This window comes from Rodentibacter mrazii (assembly GCF_001998825.1).
Taxonomy (GTDB): Bacteria; Pseudomonadota; Gammaproteobacteria; order Enterobacterales; family Pasteurellaceae; genus Rodentibacter; species Rodentibacter mrazii.
The window spans coordinates 1-26,047 of the sequence record NZ_MLHG01000086.1 but is presented as its reverse complement, the minus strand read 5'-3'; the positions used below and the strand labels follow the sequence as shown (position 1 = coordinate 26,047).

25 protein-coding genes are annotated in these 26,047 nt (G+C 40.6%); 1 reads left to right on the top strand and 24 read right to left on the bottom strand.

Features of this window, described 5'->3' with window-relative positions; genetic code table 11:
• The 5 genes from purT to BKK47_RS11070 form a co-directional block, all read right to left on the bottom strand.
• A partial coding sequence (purT, locus tag BKK47_RS11090) for a formate-dependent phosphoribosylglycinamide formyltransferase (RefSeq protein ID WP_077494889.1) occupies window positions 1–1,038 on the bottom strand: 1,038 nt, incomplete at its 3' end.
• Between the two features lie 9 nt (window positions 1,039–1,047).
• Window positions 1,048–1,551, bottom strand: a complete 504-nt coding sequence (gene luxS / locus BKK47_RS11085) for an S-ribosylhomocysteine lyase (RefSeq protein ID WP_077494888.1) — start codon at window positions 1,549–1,551, stop codon at window positions 1,048–1,050.
• A 183-nt stretch (window positions 1,552–1,734) separates the two neighbouring features.
• A complete protein-coding gene (locus BKK47_RS11080; protein WP_077494887.1) occupies window positions 1,735–2,211 on the bottom strand; it encodes a YqaA family protein in 477 nt (158 codons plus the stop codon).
• Between the two features lie 2 nt (window positions 2,212–2,213).
• The gene (locus tag BKK47_RS11075) at window positions 2,214–2,816 is read right to left on the bottom strand and encodes a sugar O-acetyltransferase (protein ID WP_077494886.1); all 603 of its coding nucleotides are present in this window, start codon (window positions 2,814–2,816) and stop codon (window positions 2,214–2,216) included.
• Entirely contained in the window at window positions 2,817–3,416 is a 600-nt protein-coding gene (locus BKK47_RS11070) for a beta-phosphoglucomutase family hydrolase (protein WP_077494885.1), read from the bottom strand.
• A gap of 120 nt (window positions 3,417–3,536) precedes the next feature.
• Between BKK47_RS11070 and BKK47_RS11065 the strand changes: the two genes are divergently transcribed.
• The gene (locus tag BKK47_RS11065) at window positions 3,537–3,932 is read left to right on the top strand and encodes a hypothetical protein (RefSeq protein ID WP_077494884.1); all 396 of its coding nucleotides are present in this window, start codon (window positions 3,537–3,539) and stop codon (window positions 3,930–3,932) included.
• On the opposite strand, the gene ppx is transcribed toward BKK47_RS11065, so the two are convergent.
• From ppx to pyrR, 19 genes are all read right to left on the bottom strand, one after another.
• Complete coding sequence (ppx, locus tag BKK47_RS11060) at window positions 3,929–5,473, bottom strand: exopolyphosphatase (RefSeq protein WP_077494883.1); 1,545 nt, start codon at window positions 5,471–5,473, stop codon at window positions 3,929–3,931. The two genes, BKK47_RS11065 and ppx, sit on opposite strands and share 4 nt — an antisense overlap.
• 11 nt (window positions 5,474–5,484) lie before the next feature.
• Complete coding sequence (gene tamB, locus BKK47_RS11055) at window positions 5,485–9,381, bottom strand: autotransporter assembly complex protein TamB (RefSeq protein ID WP_077494882.1); 3,897 nt, start codon at window positions 9,379–9,381, stop codon at window positions 5,485–5,487.
• A gap of 8 nt (window positions 9,382–9,389) precedes the next feature.
• Complete coding sequence (gene tamA, locus BKK47_RS11050; RefSeq protein WP_077494891.1) at window positions 9,390–11,126, bottom strand: autotransporter assembly complex protein TamA; 1,737 nt, start codon at window positions 11,124–11,126, stop codon at window positions 9,390–9,392.
• Between the two features lie 136 nt (window positions 11,127–11,262).
• Window positions 11,263–12,216 carry a sigma-E factor regulatory protein RseB gene (rseB, locus tag BKK47_RS11045; RefSeq protein WP_077494890.1) on the bottom strand — a complete coding sequence of 318 codons (954 nt, stop codon included), beginning with the start codon at window positions 12,214–12,216 and terminating at the stop codon, window positions 11,263–11,265.
• A gap of 85 nt (window positions 12,217–12,301) precedes the next feature.
• Window positions 12,302–12,886 (bottom strand): sigma-E factor negative regulatory protein, encoded by a 585-nt coding sequence (locus BKK47_RS11040; protein ID WP_077494881.1) that lies wholly within the window; start codon window positions 12,884–12,886, stop codon window positions 12,302–12,304.
• Between the two features lie 17 nt (window positions 12,887–12,903).
• Entirely contained in the window at window positions 12,904–13,479 is a 576-nt protein-coding gene (gene rpoE, locus BKK47_RS11035) for an RNA polymerase sigma factor RpoE (RefSeq protein WP_077494880.1), read from the bottom strand.
• A 108-nt stretch (window positions 13,480–13,587) separates the two neighbouring features.
• The gene (locus BKK47_RS11030; protein WP_077494879.1) at window positions 13,588–13,845 is read right to left on the bottom strand and encodes an FAD assembly factor SdhE; all 258 of its coding nucleotides are present in this window, start codon (window positions 13,843–13,845) and stop codon (window positions 13,588–13,590) included.
• Window positions 13,846–14,051: 206 nt separating this feature from the next.
• A complete protein-coding gene (locus tag BKK47_RS11025; RefSeq protein WP_077494878.1) occupies window positions 14,052–15,725 on the bottom strand; it encodes a fructose-specific PTS transporter subunit EIIC in 1,674 nt (557 codons plus the stop codon).
• Between the two features lie 4 nt (window positions 15,726–15,729).
• Entirely contained in the window at window positions 15,730–16,671 is a 942-nt protein-coding gene (gene fruK, locus BKK47_RS11020; protein WP_077494877.1) for a 1-phosphofructokinase, read from the bottom strand.
• A gap of 2 nt (window positions 16,672–16,673) precedes the next feature.
• Window positions 16,674–18,197 (bottom strand): fused PTS fructose transporter subunit IIA/HPr protein, encoded by a 1,524-nt coding sequence (gene fruB, locus BKK47_RS11015; protein WP_077494876.1) that lies wholly within the window; start codon window positions 18,195–18,197, stop codon window positions 16,674–16,676.
• A 73-nt stretch (window positions 18,198–18,270) separates the two neighbouring features.
• Window positions 18,271–18,792 carry a hypothetical protein gene (locus BKK47_RS11010; protein WP_077494875.1) on the bottom strand — a complete coding sequence of 174 codons (522 nt, stop codon included), beginning with the start codon at window positions 18,790–18,792 and terminating at the stop codon, window positions 18,271–18,273.
• A 79-nt stretch (window positions 18,793–18,871) separates the two neighbouring features.
• The gene (gene paeA, locus BKK47_RS11005; protein WP_077494874.1) at window positions 18,872–20,164 is read right to left on the bottom strand and encodes a polyamine export protein PaeA; all 1,293 of its coding nucleotides are present in this window, start codon (window positions 20,162–20,164) and stop codon (window positions 18,872–18,874) included.
• Between the two features lie 96 nt (window positions 20,165–20,260).
• Window positions 20,261–20,785 carry a DUF1523 family protein gene (locus BKK47_RS11000; RefSeq protein WP_059368681.1) on the bottom strand — a complete coding sequence of 175 codons (525 nt, stop codon included), beginning with the start codon at window positions 20,783–20,785 and terminating at the stop codon, window positions 20,261–20,263.
• A 28-nt stretch (window positions 20,786–20,813) separates the two neighbouring features.
• Complete coding sequence (locus tag BKK47_RS10995; protein WP_077494873.1) at window positions 20,814–21,596, bottom strand: TatD family hydrolase; 783 nt, start codon at window positions 21,594–21,596, stop codon at window positions 20,814–20,816.
• A gap of 41 nt (window positions 21,597–21,637) precedes the next feature.
• Window positions 21,638–22,621 (bottom strand): DNA polymerase III subunit delta', encoded by a 984-nt coding sequence (locus BKK47_RS10990; RefSeq protein ID WP_077494872.1) that lies wholly within the window; start codon window positions 22,619–22,621, stop codon window positions 21,638–21,640.
• Window positions 22,618–23,250, bottom strand: a complete 633-nt coding sequence (tmk, locus tag BKK47_RS10985) for a dTMP kinase (RefSeq protein WP_077494871.1) — start codon at window positions 23,248–23,250, stop codon at window positions 22,618–22,620. The genes BKK47_RS10990 and tmk overlap by 4 nt, the downstream gene beginning before the upstream one ends.
• 1 nt (window position 23,251) lies before the next feature.
• Window positions 23,252–24,298, bottom strand: a complete 1,047-nt coding sequence (gene mltG, locus BKK47_RS10980; protein ID WP_077494870.1) for an endolytic transglycosylase MltG — start codon at window positions 24,296–24,298, stop codon at window positions 23,252–23,254.
• 64 nt (window positions 24,299–24,362) lie between these two features.
• Window positions 24,363–25,295 (bottom strand): peptidylprolyl isomerase, encoded by a 933-nt coding sequence (locus BKK47_RS10975; RefSeq protein ID WP_077494869.1) that lies wholly within the window; start codon window positions 25,293–25,295, stop codon window positions 24,363–24,365.
• A gap of 74 nt (window positions 25,296–25,369) precedes the next feature.
• Window positions 25,370–25,909, bottom strand: coding sequence for a bifunctional pyr operon transcriptional regulator/uracil phosphoribosyltransferase PyrR (pyrR, locus tag BKK47_RS10970; RefSeq protein ID WP_077494868.1), 540 nt, complete (start codon window positions 25,907–25,909; stop codon window positions 25,370–25,372).
• Window positions 25,910–26,047 lie beyond the last annotated feature (138 nt).

Below are 26,047 nucleotides of genomic sequence, written 5' to 3'. Positions count from 1 at the left end.
TTCGGCAAGCAATTTATCAATGCCGCCAAATTGAACATTATTTGATTGTCCCTCCACCACAATAGCTTTAGAAGCCGATGGGCTAATTAAGGTTATTTCGGGAATAGGTAACCCCAAAATGGCACGGGCGTGTAAGGCAAATTCGGATAATTCTTGTGAAATTAAAGTAACCATACCGGTATCATGCGGGCGTGGTGAAACTTCATTAAAAATCACCTCATCACCACAGACAAACATTTCTACTCCGAAAATGCCACGTCCACCTAATGCGCCAGTGATTTTTTCCGCAATAGCTTGTGCTTTTTGTAAAGCAATCTCTGACATTGCCTGCGGTTGCCAAGATTCGCGATAATCACCGTCCTCTTGGCGATGTCCGATTGGTGCAAGAAAACTCGTTCCATTGATATGGCGAACGGTTAACAACGTGATTTCGTAATCAAATTTAACAAAACCTTCAACAATGACACGTCCAGCTCCGGCACGCCCACCCTCTTGCGCATAGTCCCACGCTTTTTGTAGATCGTCTTTTGATTTCAAAATACTTTGACCATGGCCCGAAGAAGACATAATCGGCTTCACCACACAAGGAATACCAATTTTTTCTACCGCACTTTGAAAATCGGCAAAATTATCAACAAATTGATAAGGTGAAGTAGGCAAGCCTAATTCCTCGGAAGCCAAACGGCGAATGCCTTCCCGATTCATGGTGAGCTGCGTAGCTTTTGCCGTTGGAACGACATTAAAACCGGCTTGTTCCAATTCCACTAAAGTCGCCGTAGCAATCGCCTCCACCTCCGGTACAATATAATCAGGTTTTTCCTTTTCGACTAAGGCTTTCAGTGCATCACCGTCTAACATAGAAATCGTATAAGCACGGTGTGCCACTTGTTGTGCTGGCGCGTTTTCGTAGCGATCTACTGCGATCACTTCCACACCTAAACGCTGTAATTCAATGACGACTTCTTTGCCTAACTCACCGGATCCCAACATCATCACTTTAGTTGCATTCGGGCTTAATGCGGTGCCAAGGGTTGTCATATTCTCTCCTTATTTTAGTAATGATTCGTCAAGGGTAAGATCGGAGTTCTTATTCACACCAACCCCTCGAGCAATAATATTTTTGGCAATCTCGTGTGCTTCATCAAGAGAATGTTCCGTATAAGTGCCGCATTGGTAAATATTTAATTCCGGAATTGCCGCTTGATCTTTCACGTTTAAAATATCCTGCATCGCAGCCAACCACGCCTGCGCCACCTGCTGTTCGTTCGGAGTACCGATTAATGACATATAAAAACCGGTACGACAACCCATTGGAGAAATATCAATAATTTCCACACTCTCACTATTTAAATGATCGCGCATAAAGCCGGCAAACAAATGCTCAAGGGTATGGATTCCTTTTGGCGGCAGAATTTCCTTGTTTGGAATACAGAAACGTAAATCAAAAATTGTGATGTCATCGCCCTTTGGTGTTTGCATTGTTTTAGCAATACGCACGGCCGGTGCATTCATTTTCGTGTGATCCACTTTAAAACTATCAAGTAACGGCATAAACTTTTCCTTATAAATCATTTGGTTGTAAATTTTCTTCAAGAAATTGTCAATTTTCTCAATTCCCTTTGAACTTTTCTGCAAAGCCTTAGTCTTATAGAGTAAGCAACTTGCAGTTGTTTAATAAAATTGGTTCCTTAGGTTATTCGCCCTTCACTTGCTGAAGGGCATTTTTTCGGCATTTTATAATAAGAACGCCGTACTTAAAAACAATAACAGCGTATAACGTGCTAATTTACCAAGAAAAATAAATAAACAGCTTGCTGCAAAGTTTAGACGTAGCCAGCCCGCAATAGCACAAAATAAATCGCCAACAACAGGTAACCAGCTCAATAATAATACTACCGCACCATAACGTTGAAGTTTTTCCATTATCCATAAAGTGCGGTCATTTTTGCTTTCAAATTTAGGAAACCAACATCCAATCACATAGGTCGTAAGACTTCCCAAAGTATTTCCCAATGTGGCAATAAAAATAAGCCCTAAAACATCCGCACTTAAGAGCCGATTGAGGGTTAATTTAGGGATAACCAATGTCATAAACACAATTTCCGAATTACCGGGCAATACCGTAGCACTTAAAAAAGCACTGGCAAACATCAACCAGAATGCGTGATTCTGCCAGAAATCAGCCCAAAAGCTAAAAGAAAACCAATCCATTGCTAGACATCCGACCGATAAGTCCGAATATAATATTCACGATCCTGTTCGGTAATTTCACGCACAATACGGCAAGGGTTACCAAACGCAAGCACGTTATCCGGCAGATCTTTACTGACCACACTGCCCGCCCCAATAACGACATTATCTCCGATAGTGACTCCCGGCAAAATCACCACATTGCCACCAACCCAAACATTATTGCCGATGATGATCGGTTTTGCCTGTTCCCAGCCAATATTACGCAATTCCGCATCTAAAGGATGTCCCACCGTATAAAGGCTAACATTGGGTGCGAACATCACATCGTCACCAATGGTAATTCCGCCATTATCTAACATCACACAATGGTAATTCGCAAAAAAATTTTTTCCGACTTTAATATTTATCCCATAATCACAATGAAAAGGTTCATTAATGGAGGTTGTTTCATCGGCTTGAGCAAACAACTTTCTAATCAAGTTATTTTGCGTTTCCTCATCATTCGGTGAAGTGCGGTTAAACTCAAACAAAATTTCCCTTGCACGTTGGCGCATCTCCGTTAATTCGGATTTCATCGGCAAGTGGGCTAAACCCGCCATCATTTTTTCATATTCCTTCATTATTTATGCCTTAATGATTTGGTGAGACCGCACATCAAATACGTCCATTCCTGCGCTCAGCCCTGCCTGAATGCCTAAATCCGCATCCTCAAATACAATGCAATTTATCGGATTCACACCGGTTAATTCCGCACAACGTAAAAACGTTTCCGGATGCGGTTTGTGTTCTTTTACATCATCGGCACTGACAATCGCATTAAAATAAGGTGCAATGGCAAGTTTATTCATTAACATATCGATCAAATGGCGGTGAGAACCGGAACCAAGCGAAATCGGTTTTTTCCGATAATAGTGTCGAACAACGTCAAAGGTGGGAAGCAATTTGGATTCGGTCGGGATAAGCTGATAGGAAAGCGCCCGTTTCGCCTCAACCACTTCATCAAGATGGCGTTGTGGCATACCGGCTTTTTCCATAATCGCCGAGGCAATGGTTCGCACCGTAGCACCGCCTAGCTGATACATAATTTGGCTGTCAAAATCGTAGCCGAATTGCTCGCCCACCATTCCCCAAGCACGGGCATGTACCGGCATTGTGTCAATCAATGTGCCGTCCATATCAAAAATCAACCCTTCATAGCGGTCGAAAAGTGCATTGTCTATCATCTTTATTTCTTAATTCCTTATGAGATTTATGATTTGTTACAGATTTGTGATCTCTGCACTGTTTTCTTTATATAAAGTGCGGTAGATTATGAGGATGATTTTAGTGGAACGGGAGAAAAAATGCGACTGCTTGATCAGCTTGAGCGTTGGAAATTACGCGGGCAAATTAATCAACCGATTATTGACATCGTACTTCAACTGCGTGATCGCCTCAAAAACCACTGGCAAGCGGACGTGAACACGGCACTAGTCAATATGTTGTTGTTCCATATCGCCTGTAGCTTAGGCCGTATAGAACGCGGCGGCTGTGTTTCTCCACTCTATCAGGACATATTTGAAGAAATCCGGCGTGCAACTATTTTGCCTCAGGTTTTGGCGATTCATGAGGATCTCCTTTCTTTCATACCTTTTGAGATTCCTCATGCAGAACAAACCTATTTTTTGGCAAATGTTTATTCCTTGCTACTGGAACAAGAACATATTTGCCAATTAGCAACCGCCGATCCTGCCGACTAACTAAATACCAACCCTAGTCCCAATTCTTTCAATCCATTACTTTCTTGTCTAAGTTCGTTCCAAATCAATGGGTTGCGTTCAAGATAACCTTGTTCAAATCCCAATACCCAATCCTTAAAAGTGCGGTTGGTTTTAAGGGTGATTTTTTGGGTTTTCTCTGTGGCTTGGCGTGATTTGTTTAAAATGACGGCAAGGCGCAACAATCGTATTAACGCCAATACGTCCTGTTCATCATAGCGGGAAAATTTTACCAAATCCGTAATTTTTAATATGCCTATATGCAAACGAACAAGTAACACCAGTAAACGTTGTTGTTCACGGTCAAATCCCGGTAATTTCATATTTTGCAGAATGTAGGCTGAATGTTTTTGCATACCTTTATGATTAATCACAATCCCCACTTCATGTAAGCGTGCCGCCCAAAGCAGTAAATTCCGCATTTCTTCCGCCAACGCCGGATTGACCCAATCGGTATATTGGTGTGCCAGTAAATTTGCACTACCCGCTGTGCGGTGTGCTTGATCGGTATCAATATCAAACTGTTCCGTTAATCCCCATGCCGTACGTGCACGAATATCCGCAACTTGGAAATTTTTCTCAAGGCTGTAAATCACCCCTTCACGTAATGCACCGTCAGAATAACGCATTTGTTCAATATTAAATACATCGAATATGGCATTTAAAATAGCCAGCCCCGGGACAAATACATCTACCCGTTCCGGATTCAATCCGATAATATTTAATTGATTAAAATGTTTCGCACGCAAAGTCTGTTCGATTAAATCCTCTAAACGTGCTTTTGTGATAATCCCATTTGGATCTGAGGTAGTAGCTATAACTTGATGTACCGCTTTTATCGTACCGGACGAACCCAATACGGATTGCCAACCTAGATTACGGTATTCCCAGCCTAAATCCTCAATTTTATTCATTGCATTTTGATAGGCTTTCTCAAAATTTTCTTTGGAAATTTCACCGTTTTTAAAATATTTTGATGCAAAACTTACACACCCCATATGACGGCTTTCCGCCACAATCGGGGTGAAATCATCACCAATGATCATTTCTGTCGATCCGCCACCAATATCAATGACCAATTTTCTGCCTTTTTCCGGCTGAGTATGACATACGCCGGCATAAATGGTTTTAGCCTCGGTTTGTCCACTGATAATGTTTATCGGATAAGGGAATACCTTTGCAGCCTGACGTAAAAATTCATCATTATTGACCGCTCTTCGCAACGTGTAAGTACCCACTACGCTCACGTTTTCTTGGGCAAACCCTTGCAAACGTTCGGCAAAAAGTGCCAAACAATCCACACCGCGGGCAATTGCTTCTTGATTTAATACACCGTTTTCATCTAACCCCTCGGCCAATTTCACTTTTTGCTTTAAACGTGATAATACTTGAATTGAGCCATTCATAATGCGTGCCACAATCATATGAAAACTGTTTGAGCCAAGATCAATAGCGGCAATTTCCCGCACATTGGCGCGAGAGTAAGGTAGAGTATTTTGTGCTGATAGCGTTTCGTTATCCATAAAAATGATTCCTAAAATTCAAATTGATAAAGTAAATCAAAAACTTGGTTTGTACTAGAAACCGATTGAAAATAAAGTTGTGGCAATAAGCGATAACGCAAGGTAACTTCGGCTAAACCATCAAATAAACCTACCCCATATTTCACTTGTAAGCGTTTGCCAATATTACCGCTTACTTGCACTTTAGAACTATCACCCACACCGGCAGTGCCAAGGTTCAAATCTTGAATTCCAAAGGCTTCGCCAATGCCGCCCACAAGTTTACCGCTCTTCGCCAACCCTATACCAAGCAATGCAGCCCCAACAGAACCACCACTTCCTGCTTGTCCGCTGTCCTCCAAAGAACGCCCCGTTAATAAATAGGAAAGAGCCTGATCTTGCGGCTTACTCGGATTTGTGAATACAGTAACTTCCGGATTCGTTGCCACACCAACTACTTTTACACCGGCTGTGATATTACTATCCTCCATCGCTTCCGGATTACGGATCGCCTCAATATTTAGCATAGGTTGAGAAGGTAAACCGGCGAAATTAATTTGTCCTTTTCGAATGAGTAAGTCTTGTCCAAAAGAAGCATAACGTCCATTTTTCAAATCTATTTGCCCGTACAATCCCAATCGTCCTTTTTCTTGTTTCACAGAAAGCAAACCTTCCAAATTAGATTTGAAACCATAGGCATCAAAATGTACATCATCGCCAATCTTAATTTTCAAATCAGACCGAATTTGCATACCGGATTGGGTGGTGGAAGCAAATTCACGGTGAATTAGCTCCTCTTTACTTTTTCGTGGCCCGTTCAAAATAACTTCATCTTCACTCACCGGTTCTGCATTATCCGGCAAAGAATCGACTTTAATACGCGCCCATGGTATCGCCACATCGCCTGATACTTCTAATAGTTTGGGCGTTGCCTTTGCCAATACATTGGCAGAAAGGCGGAGTTTACCCATAGAAGGTAAATCAAGCTTAAAATTCTCTGTTTCTGCCCGTACTTCCGTGTTCCAGTTGGCTAAATTTGCCCAATTTGCATGACCGGTCATCGTTAAACGACCTTCCGGCGTTTGCACATTACCTTGCAGGGTCGAATTTGTGCCGCTAAAACGAATGGCAATATCACCATTAGTGACTTCAAAAGGGAGCATTTTCAGTTTACTTTTCATATTACGAACATCAAAGTGCCCATTCAATAGCGGTTTTTCAAGATTTCCCGCCAATGTGAGTGTCGAAGCAATTTCGCCATTAATGCTTTCACCATTACCAAATAGCTGATTTACTAATGCTAAATTCAAACGCTCAATATTGAATGTTCCACCAAGATGACGTGCCCCGCTTAAATCATTTAATTTTAAATCCGTATAAATACGACCTTGATTTTGCACATTGATGTCAGATTTTAATGTTAAATTATTATTTTGAATATCCGCATTGAGTGCCAATTTAGGAATATTCAATTTAAAGGTACGATAATCCAACTTTTGCGTAATACCAAGATTGTCACCGCTTAAGGCAACCTTTAAAACGAACGGTTTATCAGCAAACCACGCAACTTTTCCTTCACTTTGAAGTTGACCTTTTAAGCTATCTTGCTGAGTAAATTTATTCACCAAATTCAAATTAATGCGCTTTACATTAAACGGAATTTCGCCATTTGTACCGGCAGTAAAAGTTTGTGGAAAACACAAATCTACGTCCGTATTTATCCAACAATGTGCTCCAACTGAAACCTGTGTTTTTTTATTATCATAAGTAACCGGGATAGATTGATTCGATTTTACCTCACCAATCGGTGTATCAATTTTTACCTGACTTAAACTACCTTGCCATTGTTGCGAAGTGCGGTCAAAATTTCCGAAGATTTGTAAATTCGCCGCAGCGGGTTCACCCTGAGACGCTAAAACTAATTTGTGATTTTTTTCATCGCCGGAAAGTGTTAAATCGACCGAACGCATTGCCAGCGCATCACCATAGCGAATATTACCGCCTTTCACTGTCAAATCCCCTTTCAGCAACGGAGAACTCGAAATATTGCCTTTAATCGCCGCATTGGCAATATTTAGAGTTTGCCAGTGGAGGCTTTGCGTATTGAGATCTATCGTCACATTCGGTTCAGTTAATTTGCCTTTTACTACGGCTTTCCCAACCACAGATCCCGCCAGATCACTATACAATCCCCGTAAATTCGGCGCGTTAATATCCAACGCTAAGTCAGATTGCTCACTTAACGAACCTTTAGCGTGAAGTCGATTCTCACCATAATTTAACAAGAGTTCAGGGGTATTGAGCAATACTTTATCACTTAAGATCAGATTGCCTTTTAAACTTAGCGGACGGTTAGAAAGTGTACCGTTTAAATCCAATGTAGGGATATCCACGTGCCAACCGGCACTCCCCGCAGCACCCGATGTAGCTAATGTACCGGATAACACCGCCGGCATTGTGGGAACGTAAGGACGGATATTCATTTTATTTAGAGCCGTATCCACATTCCATTTTACGCCGTGTTTCCAATTTGCCGAACCGCTCAATTTCGCCGTACCGCCAAGGGCTACAAGATCTAATTTATTGATGTTTACTTCATATAATTTGCCTTCGGCATCAAGGGCTAAATGAGTGGAAGGAATATGCTCCATGCCTTCAACTTTACCCTCAAGTTCTGCACGATAATTCAGTAAATCACCGCTTAATTTCAAGGCGACATCATTCAATTTAAGCGGCGGCAATCCCTCTGCAAAAGCATATTGCCCCTTAACGGCTTTTAAGGTGAGGTTCAATGGCATTTTTTCTTCCGCTAATTTCACCTCAGCATCTAATTTTGCATCCAGCACGCCTTTTGTTGTAAGAGAAAGTGCGGTCGTTTTTTTCAATGATCCTGAAAGGGAAAATTGCACGTCACTTTTAGGGAAAATTTCTTTGCCTTCAGATTGAATGGCATTCAGCTCGGAAGCCAGGGTCAAATCCACCGGAAAATCACCATTAAGCCGCAACAAACCTTGTGAAGATAAATTGCCTAAGGAACTTTCTAAAGCCAGTTTCTTAAGTTTAACATCATACCCAATGGCATCGGCTTGTAAAATCAAGTCCGACAAAGTAATGCGTTGTAGTTCTTCAGAGTGTTCGTCTTGAGAGACATATTGCCAATCCTTCGCAACAAGGCTTGGAATGTGAATATCAAAGGGTAAATTCACTTCATTTAAATTGCCTAAAAATGCCGGAGTAAGATTTTGCTCAATCCGATCCCAATCTATCGGCTGATTATTTTTCGGTTCAATCGGTTTTTCTGTCTTGTTGAGTTGAACGGTTGTTACGTTAAGTGTATTAAATTCCGTGGGCGCTAGGGTCAAACCCGATTTATTATTTAAACCGACCGCACTTTGAAAACGATCGAGCGCAATATGGGTTTGATCAAGTTGAAGATGAAGGGCTTCTACCGTTATATTTTTCACATCAAGACTGATCGGCAAATTCAATTTTTCCAGCTTGCTATTTTCAGTCTGCCGAGGGGCTGAGGGCGGTAATTTTGATGTGTCGATTAAAATATTAGGGGATTTGACAGAAATATCTTCCACACAAATTTTGCGAGAAAGTAAGCAACTAAAATCCAGTTGTAGGCGAGCTTGGGTAATTTGGCTATCGATACCTGCCGTTTGATAATGCACATTTTGCAAAATCAACCCTTGTTGAAGCCCCCCCTCAATATGTTCGATTGAAAGATCATCAAGCAGTTTATCCGCCAGTTGGATAAGGCTCCGTTGCCCGGCAGCAAAAGAAAGCATTCCTACAAGGGCAAAAACAGGTACAAAAATTACCGCACTTCCCAAACAAATGGCTTTACGTAAACAACCTTTTTTCTTTTTTGACATCGTTTTAGGTGGTGTTTCTTCCGTTTGTTTTATTTCTTGTTCCGACATAATTTAACCTAAATTTCTGTGCCTAAGCCGATATAGAATTGAATATTTTTACTGTTGTCTTTGTCACGAATCGGTGTCGCAATATCAAATTTAATTGCACCTACCGGAGATGCCCAACGCACACCTATACCCGCGCCATAGCGCAATTCTTCATTGCTAAAACGATTTGCCGCAAGTCCTGCATCCACAAAGGTAGCCCCCCACCAAGAAGGGTAAACTTGGTATTGATATTCAAAAGATCCTGTAAGCAAACGGGAGCCGCCTACGAGTTTGTTATTACGATCTTTCGGGGAAATTTTTTTATAGCCGTAACCACGCACACTACGATCGCCACCGGCAAAAAAACGTAATGTCGGCGGAATTTTATTAATATCTTTAGTATGTAAATAGCCGATTTCAGCGCGGGTAAGAATACGGTGATTTTCCGCATAAGTACGAATCCAACCCGTTGAAGCTTGCACTTTAAAAAAACTTGCATCAGAAAGCAAACCTTTGTAAGCGACATCAACGGTAATTTTCTGTGAATCTCCCCAAATCGGGAACATTCCGCCACGTAAACGGGTGCGATTCAATCCACCGGTTGGATAAACCAAAAGGGTTTTATCATTAATATCCGCCTGGGTAAATTTATCATAACGCGCCCGCACACCGGCAAAATATTGCCAACCTTCATCATTATTCCAATAACGCAATCCTGCTAAAGTAGCGGCAGTGGTTTTGGTATCATTTTTATCTTCATTTTCCAAACCGCCGGAAAATTCGTAATAATAATTCAATGGATTTTTTAATAACGGGATTTTGTAGGAAGCCTCAAGGGTTTGCTTCGGAGAAGAAACATAAAGATTAGTGCGAAAACTATGTCCACGATTATTGATCCATGGTTTTGTCCAACCAATTTGTAAATGCGGGCCGGTATCCGTGGCGAATCCTATACCAAGCTCCATGGCATTTTTCTTACGTGGATTCAACAATACTTCTAAATTAACCACTTTATTTTGCTCATCCACATGCGGTTGTAACAAAACGGAACTGAACCAGCCAGTGGAAGAGAAATCATTTGTCAATCCGGAAAGTTGGCTCAATAAATAAGGATCACCGGTCCGAATCTTCAACATATTTTGTAGATAATCTTCACGGATCTGTGAACGATTGAATTTAATCTCGCCATAACGATAGCGCACACCACTGTCAAACAGCATTCGCCACCAAGCTTGATGGGTTTCCGGGCTGATTTCTAAACGGGAAACAGTAAATTTTCCATCTAAATAGCCACGCGCAAGGGCAAGAGTAGAAATGCTGCTTTTATAATCATCATATTTTTGGTGTTCGACCAATTCTCCCTCTTTGGGTAAATTCTTACGTAATGCCTGAAAATGCTCATCTTGCGCCGCTTCACCCTCAATTTTAACATCCGCACCGGCAATTCTGCTTGGCTCTCCCGGTTTGACATGAGCGATCAACAAATCACGCCCGGTTTTACGTTTCTTTAACTCAAAGGTGACGGAAGAATCATAATAACCAAATACACGCAAGCCTTTATCAACAGCTTCCGTAACCAGTTGTTTATAACGGTCGGAGCCATCCATTTCTTCTTTATTAATCAGCTCAACATTAAGTTCCGTGTTGCGAATTGCCCTTTCCCCCCGAATACCACGAATTTCAATATCCACAGTTTGTTCCGCAAATGCAGAAAATGCCGGAAAAAATAATAAAAGAGCAGTCAACTTAAGAGGGGATTTTTTCATTTTTAATTCGCTAAATATAATAAAAATAACAATTAACGGCACTAGTTTACCCTAAACTTAAAGGGTTTGAAGGTTTTTTACAAAACTTTAATTACTATAAGATATAAAAAATGCGGTTAAATCAACCGCACTTTTTTTAATTACTGGAAAACTTCACTTCCTGCACAATTCGCTTGGCTGTAGCAATAGGCAATTGCCCAATAAAAGTGATTTCTTTATCGCCAACTACCTCACTATACAGGGTATATTCGCCCTGCTTCCAAGCTTGATCAGGATTTAACTGCTGACTTTCCGCCTTGGTGACATATAACGTAAAAGTAAACAACCCATCACTAAATAAAGTGCTGTCGATCGTTTCTCCGTCAAATAAATCTTGGCTGTGGCGAAGGCTTTCAAACCCTTTTGGCAACCAGCTTGGTTTCCAATTTAGAGAAGAAACCGCATTTTGCGTTTCATTTAATAACGGCGGCATGGAAACCTTATTTAAATACTCTGTTAATCCTTTTAAGCGATCATCAATATAAAGGGTTACTACGCGGAACTGATCAAGTAATTTACCATCCCTGTCGAGCATATCGCCACGCAGTAATAAGCCGTTTTCTTCATCAACAAAAACCAAATATTGGTAGCGAAAATCATCTTTCGGCACAATACGAATGGTATCTACGAAACGTCCGGCAACACGGCTTTTCCCTAAAGGAATAAAATCATAATTTTCCGCTAATTTATTAAAATTACTACGAATCACCGCAGGTAAAGCATCAACAATACTTCCGCTATTTAGTGTAAAAGCCCGTGAATCCAACTGAAAATAACTCACCAAATTATCACGCTGAATGATTTCCTGTTGATCGCCGTCCAGGGTGACAAGCTGTGCGTAAGTTTTGTTATCCCGTTTGATATGACGATAACGGAAAGAATCCATATTAGAAGGCGATGTCTGCACAAAGGCGATTTCGTAATTGAGATTATTCACCGCGTTTACCATTTTTTCCAAGGTTTTCTTTGCCGAAAGTTCTTCTGCCGAAACAGAAAAACTAAGTAAAGATATAAGCAAAAGTGCGGTCAATTTAAGAGAGTTTTTTTTCATAAATTCTTTACAATTCATAAAAAAATTCACCATGCCATCGCAAAGATTGGTGGTGAATTTATTCGTTCATTTGTTAATTTAATAATTATTTTGCTTGGTTAGTACCGATATTCAATGTATCGGCATGCATACGACGCTGTAACTCATAATTTTGTAACATTGCACCAATTCGGCGATTTTTTTGCTCTATTTGGTCAGTTGTTGCCACATCCTTAGTCGGGGCGTTATAACTGACTTCTTGAACAGCATTATTAAATGGTAATGTTTGTAAAATCGGGGTTTCCGGCGCATTATTTACATTATTTTTCGCATTAAAGGATTGTACGCCAAGCACTGCCACCAAACATACACCCGCAGCCACGGCAATTTGTGCCATAGGTGCAAAGAAAGCTTTAAATTTACGCATAAACGGCAAGCGTTGTGCTTCTTCGGGAGTTGGTTGGGATTGAACCATTTCAGTTCTTTTGATTTCTTCATGTTCAATCAAATCTGCCATTTTTGCGGTAAAACCAGCCCCTAAAATGACCGCACTTTCTTTACGCATTACTGCACGAGCCACATGATAAGTTGCCCAAGATTGACGCAAAGATTCATCTTTACACAGTTCCTCAGTGAATGCTGCATCCACCTGTTCGCCATCCATATAGGCTGAAAGTAACTCTTTTTGCATTTTAATCTCCGACTTTATTAACGTTGCATAAGCGGTTGTATTTTGTTTTCGATAATTTCACGCGCACGGAAAATTCGAGAACGCACAGTGCCTACGGGACAGTTCATAATTTCTGCGATATCTTCGTAGCTTAATCCCTCTAATTCACGAAGCGTAATCGCACTCTTTAAATCTTCCGGCATACCATTAATCGTATCAAATACGACTCTTTCCAGTTCGTCGGATAACATCTCATTTTCCGGTGTATCCACATCACGAAGATGGGTTCCCACATCGTAGCCTTCGGCATCTTCTGCCAAAATATCTTCGCTCGGTGGACGACGTCCTTGCGCCGTTAAATAATTTTTCGCCGTATTAACGGCAATCCTATATAGCCAAGTGTAGAACGCACTATCTCCCCGGAAAGATTCAATGGAACGATAGGCTTTTATAAAGGATTCCTGCACAACATCAGGAATATCATTACGCGAAACGTAGCGGGTAAGTAACCCGGCTACTTTATTTTGATAACGCGAAACCAATAAATTAAAGGCTTTTTTGTCGCCTTGTTGTACCTTTTCTACCAAAGCTTGATCTGTTAGCTGTTCAGCCATATTTCTCCTAATGCTATGCCTAACACGCCTTAATATTCAAGACATCAAGCTCTTACTTGCTCTATCTGACATAAACGAGTTTAAAAAGTTCAAAAGTTAAAAATAAATTTAAGCGGAGGGCATTTTTTGTATAGTTTGAATATATTCCACCATATTTTGTAAATCAATATCCTCAGATCTGCCACGATTAAAAAACCAAGAGAAAAGCTGTAAATCAGTACAAGCAAGTAAACGAACAAACTGATCTTTTTGATTGTCGGTAAGGTGATCAAAATGCTGTTTATAAAATGGCATAATGATGTTATCCAGTTCCAACATTCCCCGACGACAATCCCATTCAATGCGAAGTTTATTATATTTTTCCATATTGCCCTCTGTCTATAAAAGTGCGGTCAATTTTTTCAAAGATTTTTGGTTTATTTGTAGGGACACACTGCGTGTGTCCGTTTGTAACATATTGAAATAATTTTATTTTATAAAGGACACACACAGTGTGTCCTTACGTTTTTCATTTTGTCCATTTGCTACATAGTACTAAAAATACCCAAAAAACCAAACGCACTTTAGCGAGATTATTCCGTTGCTGATTTTGGTTTAATCACTGCATAAATCACACCGGTTACCAAAGCCCCCGCAGCAATGGCGGCTAAATAACGTATCGGTTCGGAGACGAACGGAATCACGAATAATCCTCCGTGTGGCGCCTGCAATGTGATGTCCGAAGCCATTGAAATCGCACCCGCCGTTGCCCCGCCAATCACAGAACTAATAATCACGCGAATCGGATCCGCCGCCACAAATGGCAATGCACCTTCTGAAATAAAACATAACCCTAACACAAAAGAGGCTTTACCCGCATCCCGTTGGTTGGTGGTAAATTTATTTCGGGCAATCCAAGTGGCAATCGCCATACCGATTGGCGGCACCATCCCTGCCGCCATCGCGGCTGCCATTGGTGTGTAAACTTGCGAGGCAATCATTCCCACGGAGAAAGTATAAGCCGCTTTATTGACCGGCCCGCCCATATCAATACACATCATCGCACCGATTAAGGTTCCCAACACAAGCGCATTCACCTCACCCATGGATTTTAACCATTCGCTTAACGTATTCATCACTTGTGAAACCGGCGGATTAATCACATAGATCATCGCCAAGCCCACAATCAATGAGCCTAAAAGCGGTAAAATCAAAATCGGTTTTAGAGAGATTAAACTCGCCGGTAATTTTATCGCTGCGTTAAGTCCTTTCACCACATAACCTGCAAGGAAACCGGCAACAATACCACCCAAAACCCCCGCTCCGGCGGTGGTCGCAAGCATACCGCCAATTAGCCCCACAGCAAGCCCCGGACGGTCAGCAATAGAAAATGCCACATAACCGGCAAACACGGCAATCATTAAATGGAACGCCGCACCTCCGCCAATATCCATCAAGGCTTTTGGTAGGCCATGGAAAATAGTTTCATCTTTAAAAGCTTCAATCCCAAACATAAACGAAATAGCGATTAGCAAGCCGCCAGCCACCACCAACGGTAGCATATGGGATACTCCGGTCATTAAATGTTTGTAAATTCCTTTTTTCTCGCTATTTTCTTCGACATTTGCCGCTTTGGTGCTACCGCCGTCAAACACTTTGGCTTCTTTAAAGGCTTTATCAAATTCCTGTGCCGTTTTCTTCAAGGCTAAACCGGTAGAAGTACGATACATCGGCTTGCCTTTAAATTTGTCCAACGGCACATCAATATCTGCTGCTACAAAAACAAGATCAGCAGCCGCCACTTCTTCAGGGGTAATTTCATTGCCTGCACCGACCTGACCTCGAGTTTCCACCTTCACATTCCAACCCTGTTTTTTCGCATAAGCCTCAATTGCCTCTGCGGACATAAAAGTATGCGCCACACCCGTTGGGCAAGCTGTGACGGCGACAATATTTTTCACATTGGAAACACCGCCAAAACTAACCGCACTTTCAGGTACGACATAATCCACGGCTTGAGTTTGTGCGTTTTCTAGGGTGGCTTCCGGTGCGTTCATCACCGTATCTTCATTAACAAGCCATACTTTTTTACCAATCAAAGCCGCATTATTGGGTAGTTGTGATCCCACAACCAAAACAACATCAGCCTCTACGGCATTTTCAACCAATGACACATTTGCTTTTTGTGCTGCGGTGCGAAGCACTTCACATAATAAATAGGCTTTTGCTTTGCCTACATGGGGTGATTGGGTTAAAAATAACTTCATTTTATTATCCTTCAATCTCTGTAATCTTCACTTGGTTTAGAATTGGGTCAAGTAGTGCAGGATTTCTTACCCCCACATTACTCTGTGATACGGCAAAAGCAGAAACTGCACTAGCAAAAGCTAAGGTTTCGGATTTTGATAAACCTTGCTTAATACCATAAATCAAGCCCGCCACCATTGAGTCACCAGCACCCACTGTGCTAACGACATTCTCACATTTTGGCGGTTGTGCTTTTATCACGCCTTCATTGTTAATCCATAATGAGCCTTCTGCCCCCATAGAAATGATCACATTTTCAATACCTTGTGCTTTTAGCTGCTGTGCGCCATTGATAATTTCTTCCTCAGTACTCAGTGCGTGGCCACTCCAAGCTTCTAATTCCCGATGATTAGGTTTTACCAACCAAGGGTGGGCTTTCAAACCGGCATTAAGTGCCGCATTGCTTGTATCCAGCACCACTTTTACACCTTCTTGGTGTAATTGATTTAACCATTCGGCAAATAATTCCGGTGTAACGCCACGGGGTAAACTGCCACACACAGCGACAATATCGTAATCCAAGCAATAAGCTAAAGAATCGGCGGCAAATTGCTGCCATGCCTGGGGACTAATCTCATACCCAAGAAAATTTAAATCTGTGACATCTGCTTCGGTTTCGGTGATTTTGACATTAATGCGGGTTTTTCCGACAACACGGTGAAATTTATCTTGCAAGCCTTGCTTTTTGAACATTTGTTCAAAATCACCGACATTATCTTCACCCAGAAATCCGCCAACCGCCACATCGACGCCCAAATCTTTCAGCACTTTTGCCACATTAATACCTTTACCCGCGGGGAAAAGCCCAAGGGTTTCAACAGTATTCACTTCACCTAATTCAATGCGTGATAAGCGACCGACTAAATCATAGGCAGTATTTAAAGTAATGGTTGCCACCTTTGCCATGATTATTCCTCTTTCCCCTCGCCAAGACCGGATTCAATGGCAAGGCGAATACCATCAATGGCCTCTTTTGCTTGTTCACCCGTTGCCACAAAACGTAAACGAGAACCTTTCACCACGCCTAACGCCACAATTTTCATCAAACTTTTGGCGCTCACTAATTGGGAATCGCGATCAAGATTTTGCACTGCCACAGAAGCATTATATTTTTTCACTTCATTGACTAATACGGCACTTGGACGAGCATGTAAGCCATGCTCATTATTAATCACAAATACGGCTTCAATCGCATCGGAAGGTAAACCATTATCTTCTGCCACTTCCGGCGCAAGGGTTTGTTCCCCCATCACTTCAATCGTATCCGGTTCTGCCGGTGGCACAGAAGAAACATTTTCCCCTAAGCCTTCAGCGATAGCCTGACCAAGAGCTTCAATGGCTTGTTTGGCATCATCTCCTTCCGCCACAAAACGTAAACGATGTCCTTGTATCACACCCAATGCCACGATTTTCATTAAACTTTTTGCACTCACAGGTTCACTACCACGAGTAATATTTTGCACGGTAATTTTTGCAGCAAATTTTTTCACTTCATTGACTAACACCGCACTCGGGCGGGCGTGTAAACCGTGTTCGTTACGAATGGTAAAAGTCCCCACCACAGCACTTGAAATTGGTGTCGCCTGAGTTTGATCTGAAACCGCAACCTCACCGCCTAAAAGTGCGGTCAAAATCTCAGTAGAATTTCTATTTAATAACGCTGTTTGCACATTCTCTTCAAGCAAACGGGTTAAGATTGGATTAATAGTATCATTTACGGCTGAAACGGTTATTACACCTTTTACCGGCTTGCCATTGTGGCTAAAAATGGTTTTTGCGCGGCTAAATGCTAAGGCATTTTTCACATTACCGGAAACCGCATCCGTTACCCATAATCCTTTACCCAACGGCAATGCGGCATTGCCAACGACTTCAGAAACAAAGCTGTTTTCTACCGCACTTTGTGCTTGTAATTGACCGGCATTCATTGCCACTAAGGTCAGTAAACTCTGGGTATCGACATCCAAACGAATGTTTTCTTTAGGAAGTGTAAAATCTTCTGTGGTTTCGCCCATTAAAATCGCTCGGAACTGCGCCACATCCGTTAGTGTTGACAATTTTGCCGCGGTATCCTCATCGCCAAGTACGTGGGTTAATTGACGTAATAACGCCAAATGTTCATCGGAACGGGCTGCAATCCCAATGACCACATAGGCAATATTGCCTTCCCCCCATTCAATCCCTTGAGGAAATTGGAATACTTGTACGCCGGTTTTTTTCACCATATCACGTGTTTCCAAGGTGCCGTGAGGAATCGCAATACCATTACCGAGAAACGTGGATGTTTGTTGCTCACGCGCCAACATTCCCTGTAAATAGCCCGATTCTACGTTACCGGCAGTTTCCAATGCTCGAGCCGCCATTTCAATAGCTTGCTGCTTGGTTTCTGCGCTGATATTCAAATGAATGTTGCTTTCCGAAAGTTCTAACATTCTTACTCCTTAGTCTAAGATTTAGAAAAAAGAAAAACTGTTAGTAGTGCTATCCTATCAACAGTTTTATTTATTATTTAGATGTACAAATTTTTAACAGTTCATCGCTGCCTTTTGCGATATATTCATCATTTTCATCTCGTGCTTTGCCTTTATTCAAATCACGCATGGCATCATAAATCCCTTGGGTGATACTTGGTGAATCTAACTTACTCCAGCAAGTTTGGCTTAAACGATTGAAGTTATTTTGCAAGGCTTCTGCGTGTAATACGCCGCTATAATAAGCATATACATCGGAATCATGTCCGCCATTATAAAGTTTGTCTTGAATTTGCTTAATCGGCACTAAAATACGACCTAAATACCAGTCATTGGCACCACTGGCAAAATTATCCACATAGAAATTTTCATTCACACGACCTTTATAGGTTGCCACGGTTGCTTCATACGCCGCCGCATAAGATTTCTGATCAATCTTGTCTTTATCTAAATTAATCACTTTTTTATCGTTACCCATAAAAGGAATATAGGAGGTGACAGAAGAACAAGCGGTTAAAATAATAGAAAACAGCAATATTGAGATTTTTTTTAACATAATAATTCCTTTCATCAGAGTCTGAAATAAATCGCCGCCATTATACTGGCTACGAGGGATTACGCAAGAAAGCACCCGGTTATTCGCTCTCTTTTACAAGAGACACTAAAATTTGATCGATCTTGAAATTCTCCGTATCAATCACTTCAAATTTATATTTGCCATAAACAACAAAATCGGTCTTTTTAGGGATTTTACGTAACATATACATCATAAACCCACTGATCGTTTCATAATTTTCTTCATCAGGGAATGACTCAATATCCAATACACGCATAACATCTTCAAGAGGCGTTGCGCCATCAATCAGCCAAGAGTTTTCATCACGGCTGACTATTTGTTCCTCCTCATTGGATACCAGCTCGCCCATTACAATACTCATCACATCATTGAGTGTTACGATCCCCACTACCAACGCATATTCATTGACGATAATGGCGAAATCTTCACCGGTTGATTTGAATAATTCCAACACTTCATAAAGAGAAAGGGTATCCGGTACAAACAGGGCTTTGCGTAATAATTTAGGATCCGTCAATGACACATTTGCATTTTGCAAATACATTGTCAGCAGGGTGTGGGATTCCACATAGCCTAAAATTTTATCCAGACCATTATCACAAATAACAATTTTAGAATGAGAATCGCGGGAAAGGGTATCCACCACTTCTTGACGGCTAAAAGTGCGGTCTAAATACACGATATTTTCACGTGTTGTCATCGTGGAAGTAACGGTACGTTCCTGCATATCAAAGATATTTTCAATGAGATAGTGTTGTTGGGTTTTTAATACGCCTGCCTCGGCACCGGCCTCAACAACAGCAACAATATCTTCCGGTGTCATATTGTCATCGCGCAATGTCGAAACACCAAAAATTTTGAAAAGTAAGTTCGATAATCCGTCAAATATCCAAACAATCGGTTTTAATAGAAAAATAAGCACTTGCATAATACCGACGGTACGCAATGCAACGGCTTCCGGATTAATTAGTGCGAGACGTTTCGGCATTAAATCCGCCAAAAGAATAAAGGAGCAAGTAACAAGCAAAAAGGCAACCCAAGATGAGGCGGGTTCAATCCAAGCATCCCGAATATGTCCGCTTAAAAAATGTTGTAAATGAATACTAAGATTCGCTTCGCCAATCATTCCTCCAAGTACTGCAACCATATTTAAGCCAATTTGCACCACAGTGATAAAACGCCCCGGCTGTTCTTGTAGTTTCAGAACCTGCTCTGCTTTAAGATTGCCCTCATTTGCCATATTTTGTAATTTAATACGGCGTGCACCGGCAAGAGAAATTTCTGCCGATGAAACAATGGCACTGATGATAATTAACACGATTATGACTAAAATCGCTGCAAATAAACTCATAATTTTCTCGTAAACTTAATAAACTGATTAGGTTATGTTGAAAAGCGCGGTCAAAAATAAATGTGATTTTGACCGCTCTTTGAAGGAAATGAAACCTTAATTTTCGCTGTCAAACCAGCCGCGGATGAATTGAATTGAAAGAAATAATGTTACCAGTAAAAACGCATAAAACACCCAAGATAAAATCGGATGACTTGGGGTAACATCACCGCTAATTTCTTTCACCGAAACGGCATTACGAAACTCATCAAACATGGTGAGACGCCAACCATAATATTTAATTTGTACCAGTTTATTTTCATTTCCCATGGCTTGGGCTTCAGCCTGTAAATTGGCAGAACCGAATTTAAAATAGAAAGGAAAACCCCAACGGGTATCTTCATTACGGTAAACCATTATTTTACCGTCATCATTTTGTGTATTAATGTAATACACATCACGTGTCGGACCGTCAGCCGGATTGGATTTGGTAATCGGACCGTCTTTATCGACACGTTTCACTTCCACACCGGTTACACGGGTGACATCATAATGGGGAAAGACATAGTTCACCACAGAAAACATAAAACCGTGGAAAGCAAACACCACTAAAAATAAAAAATATTTGAAAAATTTACGCATAGACCTTTCTCTCTTTCACATTGAGTATTTATTGTACATTAATTTTAAATAAACGTTCGAAATTTTGTGTCGTAATTTGTGCAAATTCTTCCATAGACACCCCTTTTAGGGTAGCCACGTATTCACACACTTCTCGTGTATAAGCCGGTTGGTTTTCCTTACCACGATAAGGCACTGGGGCAAGATAAGGCGAATCCGTTTCCACTAATAAACGATCTGGCGGTACATAACGAATCGCTTCACGAATCGCTTCGGCATTTTTAAATGTAATAATACCCGAACAAGAAATATAAAACCCTAAGTCTAGGGCTTTTTTAGCAAAATCTAAGGTTTCGGTAAAACAATGAATCACACCACCGCACTTTTCCGCCTGATGTTCACGCAGCATAGAAATCGTATCATCACCGGCTGAACGGGTATGAATAATCACCGGTTTATTGATTTGGTTTGCAATGTCAATTTGGTTGGCAAATATCTCTTGCTGTTCTGTTTTATTATCCGCACTGTAATAATAATCCAAGCCAATTTCACCAATGGCGATGACTTTTTTGTCCTGCGCCAAACATAGCAAGCGTTCGTCATTATAGGGTTCTTCTTCAAAATCCAACGGATGCACACCACAGGCTAATGAGATGTTATCAAACCCTTTCAACCATTCGTAGGCTTTTTCAAATCGGCTTAATGTCACACCAATGGCAAGCAAATGTTTCACATCTCGTGCATAGGCTTTTTCCACCACATCTGCGATATTTTTGTGCAAATTATCATAATCCAATGCATCTAAATGGCAGTGGGAATCAACGATAAACATAAATGATTTTTCCTTTATTTTTCGGTAAAAAAGCACCAATATTATTTTTCAAACACATCCGTAACAAGTTTGGTTAATCCGTCTAACAGCATTAATTCTACATTCACGCCATTAATTGAAAGTAAATCCGACCGCACTTTTTGTATAATTTTAATGGCTTGTAACAAGCCAAGGGCTGTTTGTTCATCACTAAATTGTTCAATACCACGCCCTAAATCCGCAACTTGACGATAGCTATTAATGTCAAGTTTATGTTTTAGGCTATCGGCAAGAAAGGCTAAAATCCAATCCAGTTGGCGAACATAGTGTTCTTTGTCAAATAGTGGGAGAAGTTCCAAAGGCGAGCGACGGCGATAAAAACGCCAAAATTGGCGAAGAAAATCTTTCCGCAGTTCAATCAACCCCTGTTGTAGTACCTCTAAGGCAAACAGCGGGCGACCTAAGCTCATTGAAAGTGCGGTAGAAATTTCTTGTATTTCTGCCTCACATTGCGTTTTCAGCCAATCCTGAGCCATTTGCTCTGAAGGAGCCGGCAAATTCCATACCTGACAACGGCTGTAAATTGTCGCTAACAAACTCGCAGAACTGTCCGCCTGCAACAAAAAATAAGTGTTTGGGCGAGGTTCTTCCAAAGTTTTAAGTAACGCATTAGCCGCCGCTTCCGTCAAGCGTTCCGCTTCTTTTATATATACGACCTTATTGCCATTTTGTTGCGCGTGCTGTGCGACAATTTCATTAATTTCTCGCACTTGATCCACACCTATATCTTTACCTTCAAGAGAACATAATTCGTGATAATCCGGATGACTATAGGCTAACATCAAATGACAGGAATGGCATTGTCCACAGGGTTCAATGTCTTGGGACGCTATACACATAATACGACGAGAAAGCAACTCAAAGAGGTTTTTTACGCCTAATCCCGAATCTGATTTTATTAGCACGGCATGATGCCCTAAACCTTCCGAAAATGTTCGGGCTATTTTTGTGTAAGTAGGTTCAAGCCAAGGATAAAGTGCGGTCATTTTTCGTTATGTTTCCACCAATTTTTAACCGCACTTTCAATATCCGCACGCACTTGTTCAATGCTCTGTTCTGCGTTAATAGTAACGGCTTTTGGATTATCTTTCACCAATTCCAAATAACGGGCTCGGGTACGGTAGAAAAAATCAAGATTCATTTGTTCAATTCGATCTAATTCCCCCCTCCCACGCGCACGTGCTAAACCAATAGTAGGATCAATATCTAAATAGAGGGTCAGATCCGGCTCAAAATCCCCTAAAATGGTCTCTTTCAAGGTTTTCATAAAATGCGAACCAAGCTGACGTCCCCCACCTTGATAAGCCTGTGATGACATATCGTGGCGATCGCCCACCACCCATTTCCCTTGAGCAAGTGCGGGTTTGATTACATTTTCTACCAATTGAATTCGAGCAGCATAGAGCATTAATAATTCCGCTTTATCGGTTACCGGCTCTTCTTTTTCGTGTTTTATCAGCTGACGTAATTTTTCCGCCAAAGGGGTTCCCCCCGGTTCTCGGGTAAACACAACATCGTGAATACCTAATTCATTTAATACATTCACGACTGCCTTATGCGCTGTGCTTTTTCCCGCACCTTCTAGCCCTTCAATAACAATAAATTTTCCGGTCATATTATTTCCCATTCTTTTGGTTACGGTACCAACGCAAATAGTCTTGCACCGCTTTATTATGCTCATTTAAATTACGTGTAAATTTATGCCCACCACTTCCATCTGCAACAAAGTAGTAAAAATCGGTTTTTTCCGGATGTGCCACCGCTTGCAAAGCACTTTCGCTAACCATTGCAATAGGAGTAGGAGGTAACCCATCAATTACATAAGTATTGTATGCCGTTGGTGTTTCTAAATCTTTTTTACGAATATTTCCCTGATAATTTTCTCCCATACCGTAAATTACAGTTGGATCTGTTTGTAATTTCATTTTTGCATTGAGACGATTAATAAATACAGAAGCCACCTTAGCCCGTTCAGCTGTAATACCTGTCTCCTTTTCTACGATAGAAGCCAACACTAACATCTCGTGAGGGTTTGCTAACGGGAGATTATCATCACGTTCATTCCATGCTTTATCCAAGGCTTTTTTCAAACGTTCCGCAGCTCGTTGGAGCAATTCTAAATCAGTTGAGTTTGGTGTGTAATTATAGGTATCCGGATATAACCAACCATCAAGATTTTTGTATTCCTCAATATTTTTTACGAGACGAGGAATATTAAGTAAATTAAAAATTTCCTGATCGCTCTTATCTTTTAAAGTTTGCGTTAAGTGCGGTGCATTTTCGAGGTTTTTTCGCCATTCTTTGAAGGTTTTTCCCTCAATAAATTTCACGTTAAATTGAGCCTCTTTTCCCGAATTAAGAAGTATTAATAGCTCTTGTACGGTTTCAATTCCATTTAAAGAATAAACTCCTGCTTTAATTTTGTTGAATTCCGGCTGTAACTTTAGCAAATAGGGGAGAAACTGTGCATTTTCGATCAATTTTTCTTGTTCAAAAAGCTCCGCTAATTTTTTCCCTGTTGTACCACGTTCAACAAACAAAAGCTGGTCGGGTTGTGCCTTGATAGTTTCTTGTTGAAAAGCCTTGAGTTTTTGATAACCGAAAAATCCGGCACTCATAGCAATCAAAAGAAAAATAAGCAAACTAATAAAAATTTTTTTCATAGTTAATTAAATAAAAATAAAACAACAAAAGGGGCAGAATGCCCCTCTCACACAAAATATGAATTTATTGATTAAAATACTGAATATCCGCAGTTTTACGTAATGCTTTTATCCAATCTTTGGTTGCCTCTTGTAACTGGCTATTCACAATTTTCTCATACGCTTTTTGACGATAGGCATCTTCTGTACGATCACCATCACGCGTACCTGTTACTTCTAAAATATGCCAACCAAATTCTGATTTAAAAGGTGCGGAAATACTACCTTGTTTAGTAGTTTGTACCGCTTTAGCAAAAGATCCGACGTAGGTTTCAGGGAATGCATAACCTAAGCTACCGCCATTAGCACCTGATAAGTAATCTTTAGAATATTTTAATGCAGCATCCGCAAAAGTCGTTTTACAAGAAATAATATCTGCACGAATTTGATTAAGCTCCGCTTTTGCTTGCGCATCATTTAATAATGGGTTGAGTTTTAAAAGGATATGGCGAACTTCATATTCTTTACCGGTCACTTTTTGCTCTGTGCCGTTAGCTCTTGCTTCATTCAACATTTTCTGTCCAAGAGCATCTATTTCTTCACGGGTTACTTGCACACTGTTATTAATTGCATGATTACGAACCCCCGACATCATCATTTGATTCGCAATTTGCTGGCGAAATGCATTTAACGAAATACCTTGATAATCTAATGCATCTAAAAACTGCCCATAGGTTAAACCATTTCTCGCTGCAATATCTTCCACAATAAAATCAATTTCACGAGGATTAACCTTCACACCTGATTCTTTAATAGCTTTTTGTACCAAAATATCATCAATGACTTTATTTAATGCTACTTGATGGTTGCCTTTTTTACCCATTGCTGCACGTACTTGGCTTTCTAGAACAGGAATACTATCTACTGTTGCAACTACTCGTTCTTCTGCGTAAACAGAAGAAAATGAAAGTACACCCAGTGTGACAATAAAAAGAGACTTTAATACTGATTTTTTCATATTTATTTTCTTTAAATGAGTCGATGACGCTCGTTAGAGTATCAATTTTAAACAAGGTTCACAATAGCTTAGGATTATTTTGATAATAATGCCACTTCATAGCATCCATCATATTTTTGAGTACGAACCTGCACTTTTTCTTCTCGGCTGGTCGGGACGTTTTTACCTACATAATCTGCCCGAATAGGCAACTCACGATGTCCACGATCAACAAAAATAACCAATTCAATTTTTGCAGCACGACCAAAATCGGTGAGTGCATCCATTGCCGCACGGATGGTTCTCCCTGTGAATAAAACATCATCAATTAAAATCACATCTTTATCTTTTACATTCAAATATTGTGATGCACCACTGTACACAGGCATTGAATTTTCAGGTTCAGTACGCTGCAAATCATCACGATAAAATGTAATATCCAATTCCATTGAAGGAATCTCCACATTAATTAAATCTATAATTTTGTGTTTGATCAACGTAGCAATTTCTGCACCACGACGTTTAATACCAACAATAACAACATTGTCTAAACTAGGGTGTTTTTCAATAATTTCATGAGAAATACGAGAAATAGTGCGATGAAACTGATTTTCATCAATAATGATCTTTTCCATAATTCATCCAAATTAACTGTGAAACGGTCGGTAAAATACCATAAAAATAAATGAAATTTAATCGCTTTTAATGAATGATTATCCTATAAACAAAAAGTGCGGTTAAATTTAACCGCACTTTTTATTTTTAATTAAAAA